23 protein-coding genes are annotated in these 24,924 nt (G+C 73.5%); 15 read left to right on the forward strand and 8 right to left on the reverse strand.

All coding sequences use genetic code 11. The features are described from left to right. Positions 1-76 precede the first annotated feature (76 nt). From FH715_RS10770 to FH715_RS10785, 4 genes are all read left to right on the forward strand, one after another. The gene (locus FH715_RS10770; RefSeq protein ID WP_139643648.1) at positions 77-1,117 is read left to right on the forward strand and encodes a heme/hemin ABC transporter substrate-binding protein; all 1,041 of its coding nucleotides are present in this window, start codon (positions 77-79) and stop codon (positions 1,115-1,117) included. Beyond that, complete coding sequence (locus FH715_RS10775) at positions 1,114-2,235, forward strand: FecCD family ABC transporter permease (protein WP_139643650.1); 1,122 nt, start codon at positions 1,114-1,116, stop codon at positions 2,233-2,235. The genes FH715_RS10770 and FH715_RS10775 overlap by 4 nt, the downstream gene beginning before the upstream one ends. Further along, entirely contained in the window at positions 2,235-3,086 is an 852-nt protein-coding gene (locus FH715_RS10780) for a heme ABC transporter ATP-binding protein (protein ID WP_425472703.1), read from the forward strand. Before FH715_RS10775 ends, FH715_RS10780 begins: the two co-directional genes overlap by 1 nt. A gap of 400 nt (positions 3,087-3,486) precedes the next feature. Then, entirely contained in the window at positions 3,487-4,992 is a 1,506-nt protein-coding gene (locus FH715_RS10785; protein WP_139643656.1) for an exopolysaccharide biosynthesis polyprenyl glycosylphosphotransferase, read from the forward strand. Between the two features lie 22 nt (positions 4,993-5,014). Here FH715_RS10785 and FH715_RS10790 read toward each other — a convergent pair whose 3' ends face one another. Next, positions 5,015-5,974: a GDP-L-fucose synthase family protein gene (locus FH715_RS10790; RefSeq protein WP_139643659.1), complete on the reverse strand. Its 960-nt coding sequence runs from the start codon at positions 5,972-5,974 to the stop codon at positions 5,015-5,017. A 139-nt stretch (positions 5,975-6,113) separates the two neighbouring features. Between FH715_RS10790 and gmd the strand changes: the two genes are divergently transcribed. The 4 genes from gmd to FH715_RS10810 all read left to right on the forward strand — a co-directional run bounded on the left by gmd (position 6,114) and on the right by FH715_RS10810 (position 11,724). Then, positions 6,114-7,136: a GDP-mannose 4,6-dehydratase gene (gene gmd, locus FH715_RS10795; protein ID WP_246108670.1), complete on the forward strand. Its 1,023-nt coding sequence runs from the start codon at positions 6,114-6,116 to the stop codon at positions 7,134-7,136. A 232-nt stretch (positions 7,137-7,368) separates the two neighbouring features. Next, the gene (locus FH715_RS10800) at positions 7,369-10,227 is read left to right on the forward strand and encodes a CBM96 family carbohydrate-binding protein (protein WP_139643667.1); all 2,859 of its coding nucleotides are present in this window, start codon (positions 7,369-7,371) and stop codon (positions 10,225-10,227) included. Continuing rightward, the gene (locus FH715_RS10805; protein ID WP_139643669.1) at positions 10,224-10,742 is read left to right on the forward strand and encodes a hypothetical protein; all 519 of its coding nucleotides are present in this window, start codon (positions 10,224-10,226) and stop codon (positions 10,740-10,742) included. The genes FH715_RS10800 and FH715_RS10805 overlap by 4 nt, the downstream gene beginning before the upstream one ends. Before the next feature lie 148 nt (positions 10,743-10,890). Continuing rightward, positions 10,891-11,724, forward strand: coding sequence for a glycosyltransferase family 2 protein (locus tag FH715_RS10810; protein WP_139643672.1), 834 nt, complete (start codon positions 10,891-10,893; stop codon positions 11,722-11,724). A gap of 142 nt (positions 11,725-11,866) precedes the next feature. Here the strand turns inward: FH715_RS10810 and FH715_RS10815 are convergent, their stop codons facing one another. From FH715_RS10815 to FH715_RS10840, 6 genes are all read right to left on the reverse strand, one after another. After that, positions 11,867-13,018, reverse strand: coding sequence for a glycosyltransferase (locus FH715_RS10815; protein ID WP_139643676.1), 1,152 nt, complete (start codon positions 13,016-13,018; stop codon positions 11,867-11,869). A gap of 7 nt (positions 13,019-13,025) precedes the next feature. Beyond that, entirely contained in the window at positions 13,026-14,810 is a 1,785-nt protein-coding gene (gene argS, locus FH715_RS10820) for an arginine--tRNA ligase (RefSeq protein ID WP_425472704.1), read from the reverse strand. Positions 14,811-14,934: 124 nt separating this feature from the next. Next, positions 14,935-15,447 carry a GNAT family N-acetyltransferase gene (locus FH715_RS10825; protein WP_139643893.1) on the reverse strand — a complete coding sequence of 171 codons (513 nt, stop codon included), beginning with the start codon at positions 15,445-15,447 and terminating at the stop codon, positions 14,935-14,937. A 50-nt stretch (positions 15,448-15,497) separates the two neighbouring features. Continuing rightward, positions 15,498-16,016, reverse strand: coding sequence for a tetratricopeptide repeat protein (locus FH715_RS10830; protein ID WP_139643683.1), 519 nt, complete (start codon positions 16,014-16,016; stop codon positions 15,498-15,500). After that, positions 16,013-16,858 (reverse strand): MOSC domain-containing protein, encoded by an 846-nt coding sequence (locus FH715_RS10835; RefSeq protein ID WP_139643685.1) that lies wholly within the window; start codon positions 16,856-16,858, stop codon positions 16,013-16,015. The genes FH715_RS10830 and FH715_RS10835 overlap by 4 nt, the downstream gene beginning before the upstream one ends. Next, complete coding sequence (locus tag FH715_RS10840) at positions 16,837-18,039, reverse strand: MFS transporter (RefSeq protein ID WP_139643687.1); 1,203 nt, start codon at positions 18,037-18,039, stop codon at positions 16,837-16,839. The genes FH715_RS10835 and FH715_RS10840 overlap by 22 nt, the downstream gene beginning before the upstream one ends. 86 nt (positions 18,040-18,125) lie before the next feature. Here FH715_RS10840 and FH715_RS10845 point away from each other — a divergent pair, with 86 nt between their 5' ends. The 6 genes from FH715_RS10845 to FH715_RS10870 all read left to right on the forward strand — a co-directional run bounded on the left by FH715_RS10845 (position 18,126) and on the right by FH715_RS10870 (position 22,313). Then, positions 18,126-18,743 carry a CGNR zinc finger domain-containing protein gene (locus tag FH715_RS10845; RefSeq protein ID WP_139643689.1) on the forward strand — a complete coding sequence of 206 codons (618 nt, stop codon included), beginning with the start codon at positions 18,126-18,128 and terminating at the stop codon, positions 18,741-18,743. A 190-nt stretch (positions 18,744-18,933) separates the two neighbouring features. Then, positions 18,934-19,176, forward strand: a complete 243-nt coding sequence (locus FH715_RS10850) for a hypothetical protein (protein ID WP_139643692.1) — start codon at positions 18,934-18,936, stop codon at positions 19,174-19,176. A 4-nt stretch (positions 19,177-19,180) separates the two neighbouring features. Then, positions 19,181-19,696 carry a DUF6879 family protein gene (locus FH715_RS10855; protein WP_139643694.1) on the forward strand — a complete coding sequence of 172 codons (516 nt, stop codon included), beginning with the start codon at positions 19,181-19,183 and terminating at the stop codon, positions 19,694-19,696. Between the two features lie 6 nt (positions 19,697-19,702). Then, positions 19,703-20,551 carry a helix-turn-helix domain-containing protein gene (locus FH715_RS10860; protein WP_139643696.1) on the forward strand — a complete coding sequence of 283 codons (849 nt, stop codon included), beginning with the start codon at positions 19,703-19,705 and terminating at the stop codon, positions 20,549-20,551. 320 nt (positions 20,552-20,871) lie between these two features. Next, the gene (locus tag FH715_RS10865; RefSeq protein ID WP_139643699.1) at positions 20,872-21,327 is read left to right on the forward strand and encodes an NUDIX domain-containing protein; all 456 of its coding nucleotides are present in this window, start codon (positions 20,872-20,874) and stop codon (positions 21,325-21,327) included. 41 nt (positions 21,328-21,368) lie between these two features. After that, on the forward strand, positions 21,369-22,313 hold the full coding sequence (locus FH715_RS10870) for a hypothetical protein (RefSeq protein ID WP_139643702.1): 945 nt from the start codon (positions 21,369-21,371) through the stop codon (positions 22,311-22,313). Positions 22,314-22,581: 268 nt separating this feature from the next. On the opposite strand, the gene FH715_RS10880 is transcribed toward FH715_RS10870, so the two are convergent. Beyond that, complete coding sequence (locus FH715_RS10880) at positions 22,582-23,442, reverse strand: SDR family oxidoreductase (RefSeq protein WP_139643706.1); 861 nt, start codon at positions 23,440-23,442, stop codon at positions 22,582-22,584. 158 nt (positions 23,443-23,600) lie between these two features. Between FH715_RS10880 and FH715_RS10885 the strand changes: the two genes are divergently transcribed. Beyond that, positions 23,601-24,053 (forward strand): winged helix-turn-helix transcriptional regulator, encoded by a 453-nt coding sequence (locus tag FH715_RS10885; RefSeq protein WP_139643709.1) that lies wholly within the window; start codon positions 23,601-23,603, stop codon positions 24,051-24,053. Positions 24,054-24,924 lie beyond the last annotated feature (871 nt).

Below are 24,924 nucleotides of genomic sequence, written 5' to 3' on the forward strand. Positions count from 1 at the left end.
ATCGCTAAGTCAGGTTAGGCTAACCTAAGCTAACCCGGACCCGGGTGGTACCCCTCGCCAGAAAGGTGGAAGCGCGGTGGCTTCTCGTTCCGGACGGCCGCTCTCCCGACTGACCGCCGCGCTGGCCCTACCGCTGGCGCTCGCGCTGGCGTTGGGCGGCTGCGGCTCCTCGGGGGGCGGCGCTTCGGGGGCCGGCGACGACGCGGAGGCGGCGGGCGGCGGGATCGCCGACCGGGTGGAGCCGCTGGAAGGGCCCGCGCCCGAGCCGGTGTTGCCGACGACGGTCACGTCGGCCGACGGCGAGGAGGTGACGGTCGAGGCGGTGGAGAAGGTTGTCCCGTTGACCGGTTCACTCTCCGAGTTGGTCTTCGGGCTCGGGCTGGGCGACCGCGTCGTCGCCCGGGACGTCTCCGCCACCTTCGAACAGGCGGCGGAGCTGCCGGTGGTGACACGTGGTCACGACGTCTCGGCCGAGGGGGTGCTCTCCTTCCGGCCCGACCTCGTGCTGGCGGAGTCGACCACGGGACCCGACGAGGCGCTCGACCAGATCCGGGCGGCCGGCGTGCCGCTGGTGGTCGTGGAGTCAGCGCGTGAACTGGCCGACATCGAACGGCGGATCACCGCCGTCGCCGAGGTCCTGGGCGTACCGGAGGCGGGCGCGGTGCTGGCGGCACGCACGGCGGAACGGATGGACGCGGTCCGCGCGGACCTGCCGACCGGCGGGGACCGGCCCCGGGTCGCGTTCCTGTACCTGCGGGGCGGCGCCTCGGTCTATCTGCTGGGCGGCGCCGAGTCGGGCGCGGTCTCGCTGATCGAGGCGGCCGGCGGGGTGGACGCGGGCTCGGAGTCGGGGCTGGACAAGGACTTCACGCCGATCACCGGCGAGGCGCTGGCGGCGGCGGCACCGGACGTGATCCTGGTGATGAGCAAGGGGCTGGAATCGGTCGGCGGCGTCGACGGGTTGGTGGAGATCCCCGGCATCGCCCAGACGCCGGCCGGGATGGAGCGCCGGGTCGCCAGCGTGGACGACGGGGTGTTGCTCAACTACGGCCCGCGCACCGACCAGGTGCTGGCCTCGCTGGCCGAGCAGATCCACGCCGGGGAGCCCGCGGCATGACGGCGCCCACCGCGACCGGCCGGGGGACCGCCGCCGCGCCGGGGGCCGGGGAGCCGGCGGCGGGGCGCGAACGGGCGCCGCGTGCGCCGGGACCGGGTCGGATCGCGCTGCTGACGTCGGGGCTGGTCGCGGCGCTGGTGGCCGTCGCACTGGTCTCGGCCGCCACGGGCGCCTACGCCATCCCGCTGGGCGACGTGGTCGGCTCCGTGCTGCACCGCGCGCACCTCGGGGGCGAGCCGCTGGACCGGGTCGGCGAGAGCGTGCTGTGGGACGCGCGGCTGCCGCGCGTGGTGCTGGCGGTGCTGGTGGGGGCGGCGCTGGGGTGCGCCGGCGCGTTGATGCAGGGGGTGTTCGGCAACCCGCTGGCGGAGCCGGGGGTGATCGGGATCTCCTCGGGCGCGGCGGTGGGCGCGGTCGCGGCGATCGCGTTCGGGCTGGACTTCCTGGGCAACTGGACGATCACCGTCTTTGCCTTCGTGGCCGGTCTCGGCACGGTGATGCTGGTCTATGTCCTTTCGCGTTCGGACGGGCGCACGGAAGTGGTCACGCTGATCCTCACGGGGATCGCGGTGAACGCCTTCGCCGGCGCCCTGATCGGCCTGTGCGTCTTCTTCGCCGACAACGCGCAGATCTCCGGCATCACCTTCTGGCAGCTGGGCTCGCTGGCCCAGGCGACCTGGCCGAAGGTGCTGGCGGTGCTGCCCTGCGCGGGGATCGGGCTGCTGGTCGCGCCGTGGTTCGCGCGGCGGCTGGACCTGCTGGCGCTGGGCGAGCGCCCGGCCCGCCACCTGGGCGTCGACGTGGAGCGGCTGCGGGTGGTGCTGATCCTGGTCACGGCGCTGCTGACGGCGTCGGCCGTCGCGATGGCGGGGATCATCACCTTCGTCGGGCTGCTGGTGCCGCACCTGCTGCGGATGGTGGCCGGCCCCGGGCACCGGTTCCTGCTGCCGGGCAGCGCCCTGGGCGGCGCGCTGGTGCTGGTCTCGGCCGACCTGGTGGCGCGGACGGCGGCGCAGCCGGCGGAGCTGCCGCTGGGGGTGCTGACCGCGTTGATCGGCAGCCCGTTCTTCTTCTGGCTGCTGCGCAGGACCCGTCGGCGGCAGGGGGGTTGGGCGTGATCAGGTTCCGGACACGGGTGGCCGAGCCGCCGCGCGGGCCCGAGGCGGGGGCGGAGCTGGCCGGGGCGGCCGGCCTGGCGGTGCGGCTGGGCGGGCGGACGGTGCTGAGCGGGATCGACCTGGCGGTGCGGGCCGGCGAGGTGCTGACGCTGGTCGGGCCGAACGGGGCGGGCAAGTCGACGCTGCTGGCCGCGCTCGCCGCCGACGTGGCGCCCGCCGAGGGACGGCTGCTGGTGGACGGGCGGCCGGCCGGCGAGTGGACGCCGCGCGAACTGGCCTTCCGGCGCGCGGTGCTGCCGCAGGCGGCGACGGTGTCCTTCCCGTTCACGGTCGCCGAGGTGGTCGCGATGGGGCGGGCGCCGTGGGCCGGCACGCGGCGGGAGGACGAGGACGAGGCACGCGTCGCCGAGGCGATGGCGGCGACGGAGGTCGCGGAGTTCGCCGACCGGCCGTTCGGCGCCCTCTCCGGCGGGGAGCGCGCCCGCGTCGCCCTGGCCCGGGTGCTGGCACAGCACACCGCACTGCTGCTGCTGGACGAGCCGACCGCCGCGCTGGACCTGCGCCACCAGGAGCAGGTGATGCGTGTCTGCCGGGAGTGGGCGGAGGCCGGGCGGGGCGTGGTGGTGGTCCTGCACGACCTGGGGTTGGCCGCCGCCTGGGCGGACCGGGTGGCCGTGCTGCGCGGGGGGCGGCTGGCGGCGGTGGGCACGCCCGAAGAGGTGTTCACCGAGGGGCTGTTGGGCGAGGTCTACGGGCACCGGGTGCGGGTGCTGACCGACCCGGAGACGGGTGCGCCGCTGATCGTCCCCCACCGCCCCGGGCGCGGCGGGGCGGCGGGCGCCGACGGCTGAACTGACGGGGCGCCGGGGGTGAACCGCACCCGCGGCGTTCGTTCGGGAGCGGAAAGTTACCGCGAACAGCGGGCAAACGACCGACTGATGCCCTAGCCTTTTCTGCGGCAACGGCGCGCACTCACGGGGAGATGAGGACGCGCCTTCCGCTTTGTCGCGGGCCGCGTTGGTTGCTGTTGGCTGTCGTTCACCGTTGTTCGCCGTCGTTCACCGTCCCCGTTCGCTCGCTCCTGCCCCCCGCTCCTGTCGTTCCACCTGTCGTGTCGGTCCCCGGCGTCCCGTGCCGCGTCGGCCGGGTACTCCCGGTCCGCCCGTTGCTTTCGGTCCTGTCGGCTCTGCCTGTGTGCGGCCCGCCCGCCGGTCCTTCCGGCGTCACTCGCATCCATCACTCGGGGGGAACATGCGTCACCCGGACATCTCACGCTCGGGAAACACCCGAAGACCGCAGGCCACCCGCCGCTGGTCGGCCCTGCCGCCGAACGGGGCGCGCTGGTACGCGCCGACGGCCGTCGCCACCGACGCCGCCGGGGTGTTCGCCCCCGTCCTGGCGGTCTACCAACTCTCCGGCCAGCCGCGCCCCCTGGCCGCCGCCGTGGTGGCGACGGTCTGCTGGCTGACGGTGCGTTCCTGGCACCGGCGGTACCGGCGGGGGCGGTTGGGCGAGAGCCGGGGGCTGCTGGCCTCCTTCCACGACTGGCTGCTGCTGCTCGGGCTGCTGGCGGGGCTCCGGGCGGTCACCGGCGAGAGCTCGCAGGTGTCGGCCGCCGCCCTCGCGCTGCTGCCGGCGCCGCTGGTGGCCGGCGCCACCGCCATGGCGCTCCACCACCACCTCACGGGGCGCCGCCACCGGGCGGAGGCGGTGCGCCGGGTGCTGGTGGTGGGCGAGCCGGAAGGCGTCGACACCGTCACCGCCCGGCTGGCCGCCGGCACCGACCACGCCTATGTGGCGGTCGGCGCCGTCCTCCTCGGCCCCGGCCATCTCACCAGCGGCGTCCCGCCGTTGGCCCGGCTGCCGCTGGAGCGCGGGGACCACTCCCCCGAGGTGCCCGACCTGGTGCCGGTCGGCACCGACGGCTCCGGTGTGCTGGGCGCCGCCCGCCGGCAGGGCGCCGACCTGGTGCTGCTGGTGCCGGGCGGCCGGCTGGGCGGCGAGCGGCTGCGCCGGCTGTGCTGGTCGGTGCAGGACTCCGGCCTGGCGCTCTGCGTCGCCTCGGGGCTGACCGAGGTGGCGCGCCACCGGGTGGCGGTGGCCAGCGTCGCCGGTCTCAACCTCCTCCATGTCGCCCCGCCCCCGCGCCGGGGCGCCCCGCTGGTCTGGAAGTCCGCCACCGACCGGCTGCTCGCCGCCCTCGCCCTCGTGGTGCTCGCCCCGCTGCTGGCACTGCTGGCACTGGCCGTCCGGCTGGACTCGCGCGGGCCCGCGCTCTACCGGCAGACCCGCGTCGGGCACCGGGGCACGCCGTTCACCCTGTGGAAGTTCCGCACGATGGTGCCCGACGCCGAGCGCCGCCGGCCCACCCTGGAGTGCGCCAACGAGCATCGCGCCACGCCGCTGTTCAAGATCCGCTACGACCCGAGGGTCACCCGGGTCGGACGGTGGCTGCGCCGCACCTCGCTCGACGAACTCCCCCAGCTGGTCAACGTGGTGCGCGGCGAGATGGCCCTGGTCGGGCCGCGCCCGCCGCTGCCGGACGAGGTGGCCCGCTACAGCCCGGTCGAGCTGCGCCGGCTGAGCGTGCGGCCGGGGCTGACCGGCCCCTGGCAGGTGAGCGGCAGGTCCGAGCTGTCCTGGGACGAGGGGGTCGCCCTCGACCTCGCCTACGCCGACAACTGGACGCTCACCGGCGACCTGGACGTGCTGGCCAGGACCGTGCGCGCGGTGGTCAGCGGCCGGGGCGCCTACTGAGGAGCCTGCCGTGACGGAACGTTCACCCCTGGGGCCTCCCTTCGGACGGGGCCTGGGCCCGCCACCAGGCGTAGGTGGCGGCCAGCCCCTCCTCCAGCGGCACCGAGGGCGCGAAGCCCAGCGCCCGCAGCCGGGATATGTCCAGCAGCTTGCGCGGGGCGCCGTCCGGCTTGGCGGTGTCCCAGCCGATCCGCCCGCCGAAGCCCACGACGCCGGCGATCCGCCCGGCCAGCTCGGCCACCGACAGGTCCTCGCCACAGCCCACGTTGAGCGCCAGCTCCCCGTCGTAGGACTCCAGCAGGAGCCGGCAGGCCCGCGCCAGGTCCGCGCTGTGCAGGAACTCGCGGCGCGGCCGGCCGCTCCCCCACAGCGTCACCTCCTCGCGCCCCTCTTCGCGCGCCTCGTGGAACCTGCGGATCAGCGCCGGCAGGACATGGGCCGTCCGCGGGTCGAAGTTGTCCCCCGGGCCGTAGAGGTTGGTCGGCATCGCGGCGACATACGCGCGGCCGAACTGCCGCCGGTAGGAACGGACCTGGGCTATCCCCGCGATCTTGGCCAGCGCGTAGGGCTCGTTGGTCGGCTCCAACGGGCCGGTGCCCAGCGCCTCCTCCACCATCGGCTGCGGCGCCTCGCGCGGGTAGATGCAGGAGGAGCCGAGGAAGAGCAGCCGGTCCACGTCCGCCGCGTGCGCCCCGGCGATCACGCTCAGCTGGATGCGGAGGTTCTCCTCAAGAAAGGCCACGGGCTCGCTCGCGTTGGCCATGATCCCGCCGACCCTGGCGGCGGCCAGCACCACGGCGTCCGGGCGCGCGTCGCGCAGGAACGCGGCCGTGGCCTCCGCGTCCCGCAGGTCGAGCCGCTCCCTGGTCCTGGTGATCACCTCGTGTCCGGCGCCGGTCAGCTCCGCCGCGATGGCGGAGCCGGCGAGCCCCCGGTGGCCGGCCACGAAGATCCGCGCGTTCGGCGGCAACAGCGTCGTCATGAACCCGGATTGTGCCAGGGGCGACCGACAGCGACGCGGGGATCGGCCCCGCGCGACGACGGCGACCGACCGTCCACCGTTCGCACCGCCCGGGCCCCGCGACCTTCGGGGCCCGGCCACACCGCCGAGGGAGAACCACGTGCGTCAGACCGGCAAGACCGCGCTGATCAGCGGCATCACCGGGCAGGACGGCTCGTATCTGGCCGAGCTGCTGCTGGCCAAGGGGTACACGGTGCACGGGTTGTTGCGCCGTTCCTCCTCGTTCAACACCGAGCGGATCGACCACGTCTACCAGGGCCCGCAGGACCCCGGGCGGACCCTGGTGCTGCACCACGCCGACCTCAGCGACGGCGTCGCCCTCGTCAACCTGCTGCGTGAGACCGCCCCGGACGAGGTGTACAACCTGGGCGCGCAGTCCCATGTGCGGGTCTCGTTCGACACCCCGCTCTACACCGCCGACACCACGGGACTCGGCACCCTGCGGCTGCTGGAGGCGATCCGCGCCAGCGGCGTGGACACCCGCATCTACCAGGCGTCCTCGTCCGAGATGTTCGGCTCGACACCCCCGCCGCAGAACGAGCGGACGCCCTTCCACCCGCGCAGCCCCTACGGCTGCGCCAAGCTCTACGGCTACTGGTCGACCGTCAACTACCGCGAGGCGTATGGCATGTACGCGGTCAACGGGATCCTCTTCAACCACGAGTCGCCGCGCCGGGGCGAGACCTTCGTGACCCGGAAGATCACCCGCGCCGTCGCCCGCATCGGGGCGGGCCTCCAGGACCATCTCTATCTGGGCAATCTGGACGCCGTCCGCGACTGGGGCTATGCGCCGGAGTACGTCGAGGCCATGTGGCTGATGCTCCAGCGCGAGGAGCCGGAGGACTTCGTGGTGGCCACCGGGGTGCCGGCGACCGTGCGGGACTTCCTGACCGCCGCGTTCGCCGCCGGCGGGCTGGAGTGGGAACGCCACGTCAGGTTCGACCCCAAGTACGAGCGTCCCAGCGAGGTGGACGCCCTGGTCGGGGACCCCGCCAAGGCCGAACGACTCCTGGGCTGGCGGCCGAGGACACACTGGCGGGAGCTGGCCGAGCTGATGGTGGCGGCCGATGTGGAGGCGCTGGAGGCCGAGTTGACCGGCGCCAAGGTGAGGGTCGACCGGTGAGCGCGGACTCCCCGCGGAGCGGGGGTGTGGGCGGGCGGCGTGCGGACGGGCGGCGTGCGGACGGGCGTCGTGCGCCCTTCACACCACCATGCGCCGACAACGTGCGCCCCGCCGCGGGGGTCCATCCTCACGGTGCGTCAGCTGTGGGGATGCGGAGTGTCAGTGGCGTGAAGGAGTATGGGGACCGTCGGATGGACAGGGCTGTGGGCACGGCAGTCGAAGGGGAGGCGCCATGAGGCTCAGGGGACTCGGGGGAGGGTGGTCCCGGCTCACCAGCCGCTCGCGGCCGTCGCGGGTGGCGTGGTTCGCGCGGACCGCGCGGTCGCGGGGCGGCCCGGCGCGGCACGCCAGGCGCCGCTCCCGGCGCGCCGTCGTCCTCGCGGCCGTACTGGCGCTGGGCGCCGGGCTGTTGGGGCAGGGCGCGGTCTCCGGGGGGGCGGGCGCGGTGACGCCACCGGTGACGATGACGGCCGAGGATCTGCCCACGTGGCAGACCAACGGCATCGTCCACGCCCTCGCGGAGGCGGACGGCGTGGTGTACGCGGGCGGGACCTTCTCCACGGTCCGCCCGCCCGGCGCCGAGTCCGGCACGGAGGAGCGGGACGCGGTCAACTTCGTGGCGCTGGACGCCGCGACGGGCGAGCCGGTGGCCGAGTGCGAGCTGGCGTTCACCGTCGGCTCGGGCAGCGCCTCGGTGCGGGCGCTGGCCGTCTCCCCCGACGGCTCCACCCTCTACGCGGGCGGCACCTTCGGCACGGTCGCCGGCTCGGGAGCCTCCAGCGTCGCCGCGTTCGAGCTCCCCGGGTGCGCGCGCAAGCCGTTCCCGGTCGCGGCCAACGGCATCGTGCGCGCGTTGGAGGCCACCGACGACACGGTCTATCTCGGCGGTGACTTCGGCCAGTTGAGCGGGCAGCCGCGCGCCAAGTTCGGCGCGGTCGACACCGAGGGGCGGGTGCTGGACTGGCGGGCCGACGCCGACGAGGCGGGCAAGGCCATCGCGGTCACGCCCGACGGCGAGCGGGTGATCGTCGGCGGGGACTTCTTCACGGTCAACGGCGCCGACTCGCACGCGCTGGCCGTGGTCGAGGCGGACTCGGGGGCGCTCGTGCGGGCCTACCCCGAGGGCTTCATCGACACCCGTTCCACCGTGCAGGACCTGGACGTCGACGCCACGGGCTTCTACACGGCCAACGAGGGCACCGGCGCGTTCGACGGCCGGATCGCGCTCGACCTGGACACGCTCGACGAGCGCTGGCGCGACACCTGCCTGGGCGCCACCCAGGCCGTCGCCGTCCACGACGAGGTGCTCTACAGCGGCCACCACGCGCACGACTGCTCCAGCATGGGCGAGTTCCCCAACCAGGAGCGGTACCACCTCTTCACGCAGGCCGTGGACGACCCGAAGTTGCTGGGCTGGTTCCCCAACACCAACGACGGCCTCGGCGAGCGGCTCGGCCCGCGGGTGCTGGCCGTCAGCACCGACCACCCCACGGACGAGCGGGACTTCCTGTGGGTCGGCGGCGGGTTCACCACGGTCAACGGGCAGCCGCAGTGGGGGCTGACGCGGTTCACCACCGAGCCGGACACCGGCTCCCCCACGGTCCCCGAGACCGCCGTCGCCTCGACGGAGGACGGCGTGGTGGAGCTGAGCTGGCGCGCCAGCGTCGACCTCGACGACTCGCTGCTGACGTACCGGGTCTACCGGGACGGCGCCTCGACCCCGCTGCACACCCAGGACGCCGAGTCGGTGCCCTGGCGCCGGCCGCAGCTCCGGTACACCGACACCGACACCGCGCCGGGCGAGACCCACAGCTACCGGGTGACGGCCACCGACGGCGCGGGGAACGTCAGCGCCCTCTCCCCGCCGGTGACGGTCACCACGGCGGGCGGCGGCCAACCGTACGTGGACGCGGTACTGGCCGACGAGCCGCTGCTGTACTGGCGTTACGACGAGCCGGCGAACAACTTCGCTTCCGACACCTCGGGGAACGACTCGGGCGGCGTGCACCGCGGCGGCCCGCGGCGCGGGGTGACGCCCTCGGCGGTGCCGGGCCCCGGCGCGGCGGCCATCGGGTACGACGGCGTCGACGACTACACCTACGGCGACGTCCGTTACGGCGGGATGAGCGAGTTCACGCTGGAGACGTGGTTCTCCACGACGACGACCAGGGGCGGCAAGCTGATCGGCCTCGGCGACCGCACCCTCCAGCCCTCGGCCAACCGGGACAACAACATCTACCTGCTCGACGACGGCCGGGTCGCCTTCGGCGTCTACGACGGCAAGTACCACACGGTCACCAGCCGGGAGAAGTACAACGACGGCGAGTGGCACCAGGTGGCCGCCTCCGTCGGCCCGGCCGGGATGCGGCTCTACGTGGACGGCGAGCAGGTCGCCTCCGACACCTCGATCACCGCGAGCCGCGAGGTCGACGGGTACTGGCGGACCGGCGGGGACAGCCTCAAGAGCTGGCCCGGCCGCCCCACCAGCGACTTCTACGAGGGCATGCTGGACGAGACGGCGGTCTACGCCCCGCAGTTGCCGGCGTCCAGGATCGCCGCCCACCACGAGGCGGCATCCGTGCCGACCGACACGGTCAGCCAGCTCACCCCGATCGCCGACACCTATGTCAACGGCGCGGCCACCTCGACGAACTACGGCACCCACCAGCAGCTGGCGGTCCGCGGGACCTCGGCGTACGAGAGCTATCTCGCGTTCGCGCTGCCGGAGGCGCCGGCCGGCACGGTGCTCAAGGACGCGGCGCTGCGGGTGCGGGTCAGCGACGACGCGGCGGCGGGCTCCACCGACGACTTCGCGGTGCGGCCCCTCCTCGGGGAGTGGTCGGAGACGGAGACGACCTACGCCGACCGCCCGGAGTGGGGCGAGGAGCCGCTGGGCACGCTCTCCGCGCCGGAGGCCACGGGCGGGAGTTACACGGCGCGGCTGGAGACGGCGGAGATAGCCGACGCGCTCGGCGGTGAGCTGGGCCTCGCGCTCACCGGCGACGGCGCCGACAGCCTGTGGCTGCGGGCCAGGGAGGCCGGGCAGGCCGCCGCCCGACCGCAGTTGCTGCTGACCTTCGGGGCGCCGTGAGGGGCGGCGGGCGCGGACGCGCCCTGCTTCCGGCGCTGGCGCTGCTGCTGACGGCGGGGCTCACCGCGTGCGGCGGCTCCTCGGACGACGAGGGGGCTTCCGCCTCGGGGGAAAGCGCGCCGCACGCGTTCTCGGACGCCCCGTCGGATCCGGCGGACTCCCCGGAGGGAGCGGGTGAGGACCCGGAGGGCGCGGGTGAGGAGTCGGAGGGGGCGGGCGAGCCGGTCGACGACGGGGTGCCCGAGGAGACCCTCACCGAGGAGGAGTTGGCGTCCTCGGACGACGAGTTCACCGAGGAGCAGCGGGAATTCCTGGTGGAGCGGGTGCCGACCGGGGTCGACCCCGGGGCGGTCCTCGACCAGGGCACGGCGGCCTGCGAACGGCTGGGCTATCTCTCCCGGCACGCCCCCGAGTCCATCGGGGAGGCGGTGGCCTCGGGCGAGATCCCCGAGGCGGAGGCGGCCGTGGGCCATCTCTGCCCGGAGTACGCCGAGTTGGTCTCCCCCGCCGACTGAGCCGGAACGGGCCGTCCGGGTCCCCGTCCGCCCGCGCCGTGCCCCTCCACCCCGCAGCCGCGCCCGCGGCCCTGCCCGAAGCCGTGTCCGAAGCCCCGTCCAACACCGTGTCCGAAGTCGTGTCCGAAGTCGTGTCCGAAGGAGCAGCGTGTCCCGACTACCGATAGCCGTGGTGATCCCCACGAGGAACGAGGAGGCGAACATCGTCTCCACGGTGCGTTCGGTCATCGCCCACTTCGCGGCCGTGGTCGTAGTGGACTCCGACAGCACCGACGCCACCCGCGAGTTGGCCAAGGCCGAGGGCGCCGAGGTCGTCGAGTACACGTGGGACGGCGGCTATCCGAAGAAGAAGCAGTGGTGTCTGGAGCGGGTCCGCACCGACCTCGACTGGGTGTTCTTCCTGGACGGCGACGAGACGCCCAGCGGGGAGCTGCTGGCAGAGCTGCGGCGGATCTTCCTGGACGGCCGGCGGGTGCGGCCGGCCGCGTTCGACATCCCGCTGGGGTACTGGTTCGCCGGCCGCCGGCTGCGGCACGGCCACACCATCGTCAAGCGGGCGCTGGTGGACCGCACCAGGGCCCGGTTTCCCGAGCCGGACGACCTGGAGGCGCCCGGCATGGGCGAACAGGAGGGCCACTACCAGCCGTTGGCCTACCCCGCGTACCGGCTGCGGGCCACCATCGAGCACCGCGACCTGGACCCGGTGCGCACCTGGTTCGAGCGGCACAACCGGTACTCCGACTGGGAGGCGTGGCTGGAGCGTCGCCCCGAGGTGCGCGAGGGGATCAGGCGTGCCAAGACCCGCCAGGGCCAGCTCTTCCACCGGGCGCCGCTGAAGCCGCTGCTCTCCTTCGGCTACGCCTATGTCTACCGCCGCGGCTTCCTCGACGGGAGGGCCGGGCTCGACTACGCGCTGGCGATGAGCTTCTACCGCTGGCAGATCGGCCTCAAGGCCCGCGAACAGCCTCCGGCGGCTTCCTAAGCCCGACAGTTCGCCGTTCGCGTCCCGCGCCGTCGTCGTCGCCGTCCGCGGAACGCGACCGGTCGCCCGCGCGGTCCCCGCGCCCCGGAGGGGCACACCGCCGTGCGAGCCCCCGGTCGGCGAGAGGGCCGGGGACACCCCGTCAGAGGGCGCGCCGGGTGGTCAGGACCTGGTGGTAGAGGGTGGTCAGGCGGTCGACGACGGCGTCGAGGGTGAACCGGTCGCGGACCAGGGTCCACGCCGCGCGGGAGGCGTGGTCGCGGGCGGGCGGGGCCAGGAGTTCCAGCACGGCGCGGCCGACGGCCGGTCCGTTGGGGCCCTCGGCGGCCGGCACGACCCGGCCGGCACCGGCCGCCGCCACGTCGGGCGCCAGCCCGTTGGTCGCGGTGACCACCACCGGCGTGCCCACGGACATCGCCTCCAGCACCGACAGCGGGAACGCGTCCCGCGTCGACGGCAGGACCAGCGCGCTCGCGCCCCGCAGCGCCGCCAGCACCTCGGGACCGTCCAGCGCCCCCACCACGTCCAGCGCGTGGCGCACCCCCAACTCCTCGGCGAGCGCGACCGTTTCGGCCAGCGCCCCGGTGTCGGGCCCGGCCAGGGTGAAGCGCGCGTCCGGGTGGCGGGCCAGCACCGTGGGCATGGCACCCACGAAGTCACGCGGGCGTTTGCCCTCCTGGACCCGCGCCAGATAGAGCAGCCGGGGCGGACCGGCGGGCGCGGGGGCGCGTTCCCGCGCCGGTACGCCGTTGACCAGCCGGTGCGCCGGCGCGATCGGCGCGGGCGCCACCACGGCCGCCGTCTCGCGCCGTTCCCGCTCGGTGAGATGCAGCACGGCGTCCGCGCGGCGCAGCACGCGCCGCACGCCGAGCCCGTCGACGATCCGCGCGACGCGGTTCTCCGTCGGGTCGACCATGCCGTGGGTCTGCAGCACCAGCGGTGTGCCGGCGCGCAGCGCCAGCAGCGCCACCGGCAGCGTCACCAGGTCCCGCATCAGGTGGACGTGCACCACGTCCGCCGACCGCACATACCCGAACGCCCTCGCCAGCAGCGCCGGCGAGGTGATCCCGCTGACCTCGAACCGGGGCAGCACGTGCCGCGCGCGGAAGAGCCGCACCCGCGCCCCCTCCACGGAACGCGGCAGCGGCCCCGCGGGGAACTCGTCCCCGAGCGCCAGCAGCGTGGCGCTCTCCCCCCGTTCGGCGAGCCCCCGGCAGAGCCCGAGGGCCACCCGGGTCGGCCCGCCGAACGCGTGGCTCGGGGTGTGCAGTGTCACCGCGTGCAGCACCCGCACCGTCGGCTCACATCCGGTCGGGCGCGGTGATGCCCAGCAGCTCCAGCCCCTGGGCGAGGGTGGCCCTGGTCAGCTCGCAGAGCGCGAGCCGGTTGGCGCGGACCTCGGGGGTCACGCCCTTCAGCACCGGGCAGGACTCGTAGAACGTGGTGAACGCCTTCGCCAACGCGTACAGGTAGCTCGCGAGTTGGTGCGGCTCCAGGGTGTCGGCCACCTCGGTCAGCGCCCGCCCGAAACCGTCGAGCGCCAGGCCCAGCGCGTGCTCCGCCGGCTCCAGCGCCAGCTCCGGCTGGAACGCGGCGTCCGCGCCCTCCGCCTCCGCGGCCCGCCGCAGGATGGAGGCGATCCGGGTGTGGGTGTACTGGAGGTAGACGCCGGTCTGGCCGTTGAAGGACACCATCCGGGCGACGTCGAAGGAGTAGTCGCGGTTGCGCGAGGTGGACAGCTCCGCGTACTTGACCGCGCCGATGCTCGCCACGCGGGCGATCTCGGTCAGCTCCTCCTGGTCCAGCCCGGGGTCCTTCTCGGCGACGACGTTCCGCGCGGCGTTCCGCGCGTCGTCGAGCAGGTCGGCGAGGCGCACGGTGCCGCCGGCGCGGGTCTTGAACGGCTTGCCGTCGGGGCCGTTGATGGTGCCGTTGGCGGCGTGCACCGCCTCGACGGAGTCGGTCAGCCAGCCGGCCCTGCGGGCGGCCCGGAAGAGCATGTCGAAGTGCTGCGACTGCCGGCTGTCCACGACGTAGATCAACCGGGTGCCGCCGTGGGTCTCGACGCTGTACCGGAGGGTGGCCAGGTCGGTCGCGGCGTAGCCGAAGCCGCCGTCCGACTTGCGGACCAGCATCGGCACCGGCTTGTCCTCGGGGCCCCTGATCTCGTCGAAGAAGATGACCTTGGCGCCCTCGCTGTCCTCCAGGATGCCCTTGGCGGCCAGCTCGTCGACCACGTCGTTGAGCCACGGGTTGTAGAACGACTCGCCGGCGGTGTCGTCCCTGGTCAGCAGCACGCCCAGCCGCTCGTAGACCTGCTGGAAGGCGGTCTCCGACTCGGCGACGATCTCCTTCCAGATGGCGACGGTCTCCGCGTCGCCGCCCTGGAGGGCGACGACCCGCCGCTGGGAGCGTTCCTTGAACTCCGGGTCGGCGTCGAACGCGGCGCGCGCGGTGCGGTACAGCTGGTCGAGCGCGGAGACCGCGCCGCCCGTGCCGGCCCGCACGACGTCCTCGTCCTTGCTGCGCCAGCTGGCCTCGGGGTGTTCGAGGATGTACTGGATCAGCATCCCGAACTGGGTGCCCCAGTCGCCGACGTGGTTCTGCCGGACGACGCGCGCGCCGAGGAAGCCGAGGACGCGGGTCAGGGCGTCGCCGATCAGCGTCGACCGCAGGTGGCCGACGTGCATCTCCTTGGCGACGTTGGGCCCGGAGTAGTCGATCACCGCGACCTCGTCGGCCTGCGAGGCGGGCACCCCGAGCCGGGGTGCGGCCAGCCGGACGGAGAGACGTTCCAGCAGGGCCGCGTCGGTCAGGTCGATGTTGAGGAAGCCGGGCCCCGACACCTCGACGGAGGCCACGAACGGGGCGTTCTCCACCAGGTGGTCGCGGAGGGTGCCGGCCAGTTCGCGCGGGTTGCGGCCGAGGCGCTTGGCCATCGAGAGCGCCACGTTGGCCTGGAAGTCCGCGTGGTCGGACGGGCGGACGAGCGGGTCCGCCGAGGCCAGCTCGGCCGGCAGTGCCTGCTCCATCGCCGCGGTCACCGCGGCGCCCACCTCGTCGGCCAACGGCCGTACCTGATCCACCATCTTCTGTGTACTTCTTCCCCGGGAGTCGAACCGCCTCATGGGCGCCTGTGCCGCTTCTAGCATGGCAGGCCCGGGGCACTGCCTCCGACCCAGTCGCCGCCCGGGCCGCCCGGCCCGGCGCTCAGCCGGCGTCCAGGGCGCGCTGCATCAGCAGGGTGTCGACCCAGCGGCCGTGCTTGCGGCCCACCCCGGTCAGCCGCCCGACGTCGCGAAACCCGTGCCGGCGGTGCAGCGCCGCCGAAGCCGGCGTCCCGACGTCCGCGATCACGGCCACCATCTGCCGGGCCCCGGCGTCGGCCGCCCGTGCCATGAGGGCGCGCAGCAGCACGCCGCCCAGCCCACGGCCGGTGTGGCCGGGGGCGAGGAAGAGCGAGTCCTCGACGGTGTGCCGGTAGGCGGGCCTCGTCCGCCACGGCCCGGCGTACGCGTACCCGGTCACCGTGTCGCCCTCCTCCGCGACCAGGAACGGGAGGCCGCGCGCGGTGATCGCGCCGTGCCGCTCCCGCCACGCGTCGGCGTCGGGGACGACCTCCTCGAAAGTGATCGCGGTGTGCGTCACGTAGTGGGCGTAGATCTCGGCGACGGCGGTGAGGTCGGCGGCGGTGGCCGGCCGGACGGCGGCGGGCTCGTGCACGGCCGGCTTCTGACCGGTGCGCCGTCCGGGGTCCGGCGCCTCGTCCGCCGTCACGGGGCGCTCCCCGGCCAGGTCTCGTCCAGGCGGTCGGCGTAGTAGGTGAGCGCGCGGCCGTAGTCGGTGACGGCGGGGTCGGCGCTGGTGTCGGCGAGGAGGTGGAGGAGGAGGCGGACGGCCTCCTGGTGTTCGCCCGTGTTGTGCAGCGCCATCGCGAGGAACGCGCGCAGTCCGCCGTGGTCGGGGAACTCCGCGACGCCGCGCCGCAGCGTCTCCACCGCCTCCGGGTAGCGGCCCAGCGCGCGGTAGGTGGAGCCGAGGCCGAGCAGCGCGCCCTGGCGGTCGGCGGGTGGGAGGGCGGCCGGGTCGGCGAGCGCCGTCTCGTAGAAGGGGACGGCCGCGGCCTCCAGGCCGAGCGCGTCGTGGGTCCACGCGGTCTGGAAGGCGATCTCCGCGTCCTCGGGGAGTTCGGCGCTCAACGCCAGGAGCCCGGTCCTCGCCCGCTCGGCCTCACCGGAGCCGCGCAGCACGACCGCCGCCGCGAGCCGCCGGTCCCTGTCGTGGTGGGTCATCGGGCCATGGTGCCCGACGGGGCCCCGGCGTCCCGCACGAGATCGGCGACGCGGTCGCCGACCGCCAGCGTGCCCGGCGTGAGGACGGCGAACTTGGCGCCGAAGACCACGCCGCCCGCCGGGTGACGGCGGTAGTCGGCGAGGGTGCGCAGCGGTTCGGGGCCGGCGCGGGTGCCGGTGCGCTGGTCGACGAGGGTGACGGCGCAGCGCACGGCGAGCTTGGCGAAGCCGAGGCGCGCGCCGCCGAGGGTCAGCGCGCGGTAGGCGTCCTCCTCGTGTGGCGCCTCGGTGTCGTCGAGCACCACGTTGGGGCGGAACCGGTCCATGGGCAGCGGGGGTTCGCCGCGGGCGGCGAGGCGCGCGTGGAACGCGTCCAGCGAGGCGCGGCCGACCAGCAGCACGGCGCAGCTGTCGGCGTAGCCGCTGGTGCCGGGGGTGAGTCCGTCGGTGGTCCGCCGGTGGTCGGGCGGGACGCGGACCAGCCGGCTGGGGCGGCCGAGGAGTGCGCCGAACCAGTCGGCGGCCTCCTCGCCCTGGTCGACTCCGGTGAACGGCTGCCCGAAGAGCGTCACGGGTCGGGCGGGGCGCGCGGTGTCCACGGGGAGCGTGAGCGGCGCGAACCCGGGCGCGGTCAGGGTGAGTCGGGCGCCGTCCTCGCTCATCGAGGGGCGGGCCAGGGCGAGTCGGGGGTCGGCGCGCTGGCTGCGGTGGGCGCCTTCGGCGTCGACGACCATGAACGCGCGGTCGTGCGGCAGGCCGGCGGGCCCGAGGTGGGCGACCCGGTGGCGCACCCCGGCGCAGCCCTTGACCGGGTAGCTGATCAACTCGCCGATGTGCGCCATGCCTCCGAGCCTATGCGGCTTCCGCCCGGGGCCGCGCTCCCGGCGAGGGCGCGGTGGAGCGCGGCGGCGGCGAGTTGGCAGAGCGCGACGGCCCCCAGCAGGGCGGGTGGGGGGAGTTCGGCCGCCAGGCCGACGGCCGCCGCGCCGAGGGAGGCGGCGGTCAGTTTGAGGCCGGCGCCCAACGTGAAGACCTGCGCGCGGGCGTGCGCCGGGGCGTGGGCGGCCCGGAGCCGGAGCGTCGCGGTGAGCAGCGGCCCGTCGCAGCAGCCGGCGAGGGCGTAGAGCGGCAGCGCGCACGCGAGCCCGGGCGCCCAGGCCGCGGCGGCGAGCGCGAGCCCGAGGCCGAGGAGCGACCAGCCGGCGAGCCGCCCCGGCTCGACCGTGCCGGGCACGGCCAGCGAGCCGAGGAGCGCGCCCAGCGCGAACGCGGTGAGCAGCGCCCCGGCCTGGCCCGGCGCGCCGAACCCCTCGGCGAACAGCACGCTGGCGGTGGTCAGCGCGCCGAGTCCGAACGAGGAGAGCACGGTGGCCGAGGTGACCGCGCGCAGTGGGCGCACGGCCCAGACGACGCGCGCGCCCGTAAGCAGGTCGGCGCGCAGCCGGGTGGTGCGCGCCGGCGCGCGGCGGCCGAGGGGAAGCGTGGCGGCGAGCGGCGCCGCCAGCCCGGCGGAGAGCGCCAGCGCGGCGAGCGCCGCCCCCGGCGAGACGGCGCCCGCGAGCAGGGCGACCAGCGCCGGGCCGGCCAGCGAGGCCGCGTTGTAGCCGGCGGCGTCCCAGGCGTACGCCCGGTCCCTGGCCCGGCCCTCCGGCGTCAACTCGGCGACCAGGCTGGAGAGTCCGCCGGAGACCACGGGGCCGCAGGCGCCGCCGGCGAGGGCGACGGCCAGCACCAGCGGGGTCGGCGCCCGGCCGACGAGCGCGGCCAGCGCGGCGATGGCCAGGGCGAAGCAGCCCAGCGCGGCGCCGCACAGCGGTGCGGGCCGCCGCACCCGTCCCACCAGCGCGCCGGTCAGCGGCGCGGTGGCCACGTGCGGCAGCAGCCAGGCCGTGAGCACGAAGGCGCCCTGGGCCGCGTCGCCCGTCCTGGCCAACGCCGCCAGCACGACGGCGACGCCCATGCCCTCGTCGGCCAGTCGGGCCAGGAAGGCCGTGGTCAGGCAGCGCCCCAGCGCGGCGGTCATCACGCTCCCCGTGTAATGTCTTATGGAACAGAGCCATTACACGCCGGGCGAGCGGTCCGGGCAAGAGGGCGGAAGGGGGCGGGCCCGTGTCGGGGAACGGCTTCGCGGCGGCGCGACGGGCCGTCGACGTGGTCAACGCCGTGCGCGCCACCCCGGCGGCGAACCGCGAGCGGTTGGCGGCGCTGCTGGTCGCGCACGGCGAGCGCCCGTCGGACGTCGGCCCCGCCGCGCTGACCGAGGCGGACGCCGAGGCGCTGCGGGCGGCGGCCGGAGCGTTGGCCGAGGTGCTGACCGAGACGGACGTGGACCGCGCGGCCGAGGCGCTCAACGCGCTACTCGCCGCGTGCGGCGCCCGCCCACGGCTCTCCCGGCACGACGGGCACGTCTGGCATCTCCATGTGGATCGGGGGGAGGACGCCTCGTGGGCCGAGTGGTTCACGGCTTCCGGCGCCCACGCTCTGGCTCAACTCCTCAGCGAGCACGGCGGGTTGGCGTGGGGCGTCTGCGCCGCCGCCGGCTGCGGGCGCTGCTATCTGACGCCGGGCCCCGGCAGTCCGCGCCGCCACTGCTCCCCCGCCTGCGCCAACCGCGCCCGGGTCGCCGCCCACCGCCGTCGTCGCGCGGCCGAGCGGCGGACCACCCCTCCGACCGGAACGGGCTGGTCGGGGGCCCCTTCCCTTCCCCGGCGCCATCAGGGATCTTGATCGCCTTTGCAACCAGGGCGCTTGAGCCCCGGATTTGTCGGCAGCTACCTGACGGAGCGCCGCATCGCCTGTGGGTAGCTTCGGCCTCACGCCCAAGTCCTGTCCAGATATGCGGTCTTGACGTGTTCCACCAACGGAGTGAGAGTCATGCAATCCACCGCAATCGGATCGACATGGCGGGAGGCCGAGCATGAAGCTGCGGTTCCTCGGGATCATCCCGAACAGCCCTGACACCGACTCTCCGACAATCTGGCTGGAGGAGGAGACTGGGGATCTGTTGATCCAGTCCCACCGAGCCACCGAGGCTGAGGTGAAGGCGTGCCAGGAGATCGGCTCAATCCCTGGACACGGCACGGATGTTCCGGATCATAAAGTGATCATCCGCCTTCCCAAGGTCATGCGGCGGTACCTGCCGCCCCACGACAGCGAGTAGGACTATGACGAACCCTGTGCTTGAGGGGCTGGCGAAGGCGCGCCGCTCGGCTGTCCACCTGGAGATGCGGGACGCCTACCAGATGAACGACCCCGAGTTCATCGCGTGGCGGAACGGCAAGAGGCTGGACCCTACGGCCGACCGCTCCGAGTGGTGGCGTCCGTTCCTGGACGTGGCGACGGAGACGACGGCGCGGGGCGTGATCATGCGGCGGGCCCGCATCGTCTCGGAGCCGGTGACCGACTACATCCGCTACGAGCATGACGTGACCTTCCCCAACATCGTGGCAGGGGAGCTTGTCCGGTGGTTGCCCCGTCGGCTGGCCGCTGACATCCCACTGCCGGGAACTGACCTGTGGATGTTCGACGGCGAAGCGGTGTTGTTCACGTACTTCTCTGGCGTCGGGGAGGCTGTTGACCGTGAGTGGCGGACGGAGCCGGAGGTGATCCAACTCGTCTCCCGCGCCTTTGAGTTGGTGTGGGAACGGTCTATGCCTCACGAGGAGTACAAGCCGGTCTAGCGAGCCATGCCCCAGTCAGCGTCATCGAGCGTCCGGCAAGCCCGGCAGCTCCTTGCCGACCGCCTACGGGAGTTGGCCAAGGACGCCGGGCTTGAGGGCAAGGACCTTGCCGCGCTGTGCGGGTGGCACCCGTCCAAGGTGTCCCGCATCTCGACAGCGAAGACACAGCCGAGCGAGGACGATATCCGCGCGTGGTGTGCGGCATGCGGCGCGGAGGACCAGGCGGCGGACCTGATCGCTTCCCTGCGAGCCGTAGAGGGCATGTGGGTGTCCTGGCGGCGAATGGAGCGCGCGGGGCTGCGGCGTGCCCAAGAAGCCCGCTTGCCGCTGTACGAGCGCACCCGCTGGTTTCGGGCCTACTCGCCGGGTCTCTTCCCCGGTCTCCTCCAGACGTTCGGGTACACCGAGGACGTGTTGCGCGCTGTCCAGCGGAGACGGGTAAGCGTCGATGACGTGGCCGACGCCGTAGCCGCCCGCATGGAACGTCAGCGAGTGCTCTACGACGGGCACCGGCGGTTCGCGTTCCTCGTCGAGGAATCCACGTTGCGCAACGGGCTTGGCGACGCCGAGACGCAAGCGGAACAGCTCGACCACCTGACGGACATCGCCGTCCTGGCCAACGTCAGCGTCGGCGTGGTGCCTACTCGACTTGGCCGGACCCGAATGCCGGTAGAGGGCTTTTGGATCTTCGACAGAACGCAAGTGAACGTGGAGCTTGTGTCCGGCTACCTCACCATCACGCAGCCCAGCGAGGTGACCGCCTACGCCGACACGTTCGCCACGCTGGCCGATATGGCGGTCTACGGAGACAAGGCCCGCGCGCTACTGGTCAAGGCGCGTGACTCTCTCGTGTGATCAGCGCGCAATCGCATGCAATCGGCTGTGAGTTGAGGCCTTGCCGTCCCTAGCTTTGCCTCATCGGATCACGCGACGGAACGGCGGAGTGATGGCACACACCACGCGGGGGGAACCCCGTGGAGCTCCCCGTGAGGCTCGACGAGGAACCCCAAGCCCTGTCCCCCTCGGTGTCGCCAAGGCTCCCCCGTGCCAAGGCACAGGCCCCAGGGGGACGGGTTCCGACCCTCATCACCGAAGTGCGGGCGTGACTCGCATTTCACTCCACAGGTTGAACCGGCATAGCAAGCGTCCGACGTTGCCCGATCGAAAGGGTGCGCATGAAGCGAATCATTGCCCGAGTATGGAAACTCATTCGCGGCCCTCTGCAGTGGCGTGTCCTGTGGTTTGCTCACGCCAAATTCATGATCGGCGTAACGGGCGTGGTGCGGAACGAGGCAGGAGAGATCCTGCTTTTGAAGCATCGCATGTGGCCCGCCGATCGACCGTGGGGACTTCCCACCGGATACGCGGTCAAGAGCGAGGAATTCCCGAAGACCATCGTTCGAGAGGTTCTGGAAGAAACCGGCCTTGACGTCGTTCCGGGGCGGCTGCTTCAGGTGACCAGCGGCTACAAGCTCCGCGTAGAGATTGCCTACGAAGCTCTCTGCATGGGTGGAACTCTCAAGCTCGACAGCTTCGAGATTCTGGAGGCGAAATGGTTCAGCCCGGACGCGCTCCCGGAGGGGATTCAACAGAGTCACATTCAGCTCATCAAGGCGGGCACGCCGACTTGACGGAACTCGCCCCGAACGAATCCGTCAGTGACGCTAAGGCAATGGCGGCGCTGACGGCGATGCGTGCCGACACATCGTCGCTCACGGGCAAGCACCCGGCCCACGTCTTCAGGCCCCTGCCGGAAATGCTCAGCCGGTGGGCGGCCGACGGCATCGACACCACACTTTTCCATGCCGGTGTCGAGAACGCCAAGCGCCGGTACGCCGGGTACGGGCTGGCCGCGATGCTCCCCCTTGACCGCGTGTTGGTCGGCGCCGACTCCTCGCGCGCTGGGGCCTTCGGCGGATTCCATCACCCGGACCAGGGATACAGGCACCTTCAAATGGTGGCCGTCATCACCATGTACGGGCCGATGGAACTCCGTATTCCCGAGCGTCCCGCGCTGGCGGTGCTCGATCTGCTCCGCGCGTACGCCCACGACTGCCTTCACTACGGGTCGCGTCGGCGGTACGTGGAAGTGGCAGGCGTGCCGGTACGGACTCAGTACGGGATCAACTACCGCCGCGCAACGGGACAGTCGTACTCGGCTAAGGATCAGCGAGGAACCCCGTACACGCGAAATCTCGGAATCGTGATGGAAGGTGCGTGCGACACGGAAGCGCGCGCCATCACCCGGCAGACGGCGGAGCGGTTCGGCATCAGGCAACCCACGGACGCTCTCAACGCTCTCGCGTTCCGAGACGTGACGGGAACGCTGACCGAAGAGGACACCGGGCGCCTGGCGGAAATACCGGAAAGCGAAGAACGGACGCGATACGCGGCGGCGCTCAGCGGATACGAGAGGGACGTTAATCGGCGGTACTCGCATTTCCTGGGAGAGTTTGCCCCTGGGGAAGAGGACGAGTGCCACAGTCGCCTGCTCACGGCCATCATCAGCGGCGACGTGACGGCGCTGGGAACGTGGCTGGACGAACGACACGGCCCCGGAACCTTCGCGGGCCTGTTTCGCACGCCGGGCTACTTCGATCCGGGCTTGACTGCCTGAGCGGCCCTACGGCCCCGTCCGTGTGCTCCCCATGGCGCACGGGCGGGGCCTGTTCGTGCGTCTAAGCGGGTCGGGCCAAGCGCGCTAATCTGTGGCTCTGTTGGTCCAGGGGCAGACGATGTCGCCCCAGATCTCGACGCGCATCGCGGCCGTCGTCTCGGCGGTCTCGGCCCCGGCCCCGGCCGCGGTCTCGGTCTCGGTCATCTCGTTCTCTCCGTTCTCCTCGGTCGGCCGGTCGTCCCCGTCCGCCCCGCGCCGCGCCGCGCGGTCAGGCGCGCAGCGCCTCGGCGAGGGTGGTGGTCGGCGGGGTGGCGGGGCGGCCGAGGAGCTTGGGCAGGTCTTCGGTGACCGTCTCCAGCACGCCATCGGCGACCCTCAGGTCCACGTCGACCAGCAGCTCGACGACGAACTCCGGCAGCCCGGCGCCGCGCAGCACCTCGGCGAACTTCTCGCCCGGCAGGTCACGGTAGGCGACCGGCCGGCCGGTGATCCGGGCGGCCTCGGCGGCCAGTTCGGGCAGCGACCAGGTCCTCGGGCCGGTCAGCTCGTACACGCGGCCGGCCTGGTCGTCGAGGGTCAGCACCTCGGCGGCGGCCTCGGCGTAGTCGGCGCGCGCGGCGAACGCGGTCCGGCCCTCGCCCGCGCTGCCGGGCAGCTCGCCGGTGGCGACGGCCCCGGAGAGCTGCGTCAGGTAGTTCTCGCTGTACCAGCCGTTGCGCAGCAGCACCGAGGGCAGCCCCGAGGCGGCGATGGCGCGTTCGGTGGCGCGGTGGGCCTCGGCCAGGGCGAGCGGGTTGGTGTAGGCGTTGATCACCGAGGTGTAGGCGAGGAGTTCGACGCCGGCGACGCGGGCGGCCTCCACGGCGGCCAGGTGCTGGCGCACGCGGGTCTCCTCCGCCCCGACGGAGGAGACCAGCAGCAGCCGGCGCGCGCCGGCGAAGGCGGTGGCCAGGGTCTCGGGCCGGTCGTAGTCGGCCTCCCGCACGGTCACCCCGAGGGCGGCCAGGTCGGCCGCCTTCTCCGGGGTGCGCACGGCGGCGACCAGCTCGCCGGCCGGCACCCCGCGCGCCAGCAGTCCCCGGATGACGCCGTTCCCCAGGCCGCCGTTGGCACCCGTGACCACGATCATGTTGACGCTCCCTCGTACTCGTCGCTCGTACTCGTCACTCGGCGGCGGACGCCTGCCGCGTCCGCCGGTTCGACCGCAACGGTACACGCACTTTTTGATAGCACAAACTTTTTGACAGTGCTGCCGAGCGGTACGCTCGACGGCGGGAGGTTTTGTCCATGAACGAGATGACCCCGGAGGACGAGCGGCAGGCGCACCTGCTGGCGTTCGACGTGTTCGAGAAGAACTGCCCGTCCCGCACGGTGCTGGAGCATCTGACCGGGCGCTGGGGGGTGCTGGTCATGGCGGGGCTGCGCAAGCGGGGGCCCGCGCGGTTCAACCACCTCCGCCGGCGCATCGGCGGGGTCAGCGAGAAGATGCTCGCCCAGACGCTCCAGGCGTTGGAGCGCGACGGCTTCGTGTCGCGCGAGGTGCTGGCGGTGATGCCGCCCAAGGTCAACTACTCGCTGACGCCGCTGGGCGAGAGCACCGCCGACCATCTGCTGGCGCTGATCGAGCACATCGAACGGGAGATGCCCGCCGTCCTCCAACGGGACGAGCGGGCGGAAGGCCCCGGGGAACGGGACAGGGGAGAGGAACGGCTGGCGCGGACGAGCGCGACAGGCGGCTGACGCGGGGCCGCGCGGCGGGTCCGGCACCGCGCGACAGGGGCGCCTCCGGATACGAGGGGGCGCCCCCGCCGCGCGGGCTCGTTTCAGCGCGCGGCGGGCGTCTCGCCGAGCTGGGTGGCCGGTTCCGGACGGTGCACGCCGGTCGGGCGGTAGCCGAGGGACTCGGCGACCCCCACCAGGTCGGCGAGGTACCAGAGAGTGGCCAGCCACATCTCGGTGCCCTGGAGCCCGGGCCGCTGGTCCCGGCCGACCGGCCCGCCGGGCGGCGGGAAGCGGAACGGGAAGCCCTCCCCGTCCACCCACCGCTCCAGCAGCGGCCCGCACTGGCCCGTGGCCCAGGCGGCGACCTCGTCCGCCCGGTGGGCCGGCACCTGCCGGGCGGCCAGCCACAGCGGGTGCGCCACGTCCAGCACGTTGCAGGAGGTGGTGCGGCCGGGACCGAAGTGGCGCGGGTCGGCGGCGTGCCGCAGCACCGAGTCGACCAGCCGCTCCGGGTACGGCACGGGCAGCCCGAACTGCGCGAACGAGCCACGCGACGCCCGGTAGTACCCGTTGACCGGCTGGAGCAGCCCGTCGGCGGCCCGCTCCTCGCTCCACAGCCCGGTGCCCGGCCGGCAGTGGGTCAGCAACCACCCGAAGTAGACGTCGAGTTGGCGGCGGGTGTGGTCGGGGCCCGCCGGGTCGAGGGTCAGGTTCCAGTGGAACGCCGTGCCCAGCGCGTCCACGCCGGCGCCGGCGCCCCAGCCGCGCTCCCGCCACGGCAGCGCGGCGAGAACCCCGACGAGCGCGTCGGCGTCGAGTGCGGCGACCGCGCCCACCGGGTGGGCGAAGCGCGAGCCCAGCAGCTGGAGCGCGTACCCCAGGCTCAGCA

Origin of the sequence: Streptomyces sedi (assembly GCF_006335015.1) — a bacterium.
Taxonomy (GTDB): domain Bacteria; phylum Actinomycetota; class Actinomycetes; order Streptomycetales; family Streptomycetaceae; genus Streptomyces; species Streptomyces sedi.

Bases quoted from the DNA above. Each gene is read 5' to 3' on its own strand.
- FH715_RS10865 (WP_139643699.1), top strand. From the start codon at position 20,872: ATGAAGCGAATCATTGCCCGAGTATGGAAACTCATTCGCGGCCCTCTG.
- FH715_RS10830 (WP_139643683.1), bottom strand. From the start codon at position 16,016: ATGACCCACCACGACAGGGACCGGCGGCTCGCGGCGGCGGTCGTGCTG.
- FH715_RS10850 (WP_139643692.1), top strand. From the start codon at position 18,934: ATGAAGCTGCGGTTCCTCGGGATCATCCCGAACAGCCCTGACACCGAC.
- FH715_RS10855 (WP_139643694.1), top strand. From the start codon at position 19,181: ATGACGAACCCTGTGCTTGAGGGGCTGGCGAAGGCGCGCCGCTCGGCT.
- FH715_RS10870 (WP_139643702.1), top strand. From the start codon at position 21,369: ATGGCGGCGCTGACGGCGATGCGTGCCGACACATCGTCGCTCACGGGC.
- FH715_RS10800 (WP_139643667.1), top strand. From the start codon at position 7,369: ATGAGGCTCAGGGGACTCGGGGGAGGGTGGTCCCGGCTCACCAGCCGC.
- FH715_RS10775 (WP_139643650.1), top strand. From the start codon at position 1,114: ATGACGGCGCCCACCGCGACCGGCCGGGGGACCGCCGCCGCGCCGGGG.
- FH715_RS10835 (WP_139643685.1), bottom strand. From the start codon at position 16,858: ATGGCGCACATCGGCGAGTTGATCAGCTACCCGGTCAAGGGCTGCGCC.
- FH715_RS10880 (WP_139643706.1), bottom strand. From the start codon at position 23,442: ATGATCGTGGTCACGGGTGCCAACGGCGGCCTGGGGAACGGCGTCATC.
- FH715_RS10885 (WP_139643709.1), top strand. From the start codon at position 23,601: ATGAACGAGATGACCCCGGAGGACGAGCGGCAGGCGCACCTGCTGGCG.
- FH715_RS10790 (WP_139643659.1), bottom strand. From the start codon at position 5,974: ATGACGACGCTGTTGCCGCCGAACGCGCGGATCTTCGTGGCCGGCCAC.
- FH715_RS10785 (WP_139643656.1), top strand. From the start codon at position 3,487: ATGCGTCACCCGGACATCTCACGCTCGGGAAACACCCGAAGACCGCAG.
- FH715_RS10840 (WP_139643687.1), bottom strand. From the start codon at position 18,039: ATGACCGCCGCGCTGGGGCGCTGCCTGACCACGGCCTTCCTGGCCCGA.
- FH715_RS10860 (WP_139643696.1), top strand. From the start codon at position 19,703: ATGCCCCAGTCAGCGTCATCGAGCGTCCGGCAAGCCCGGCAGCTCCTT.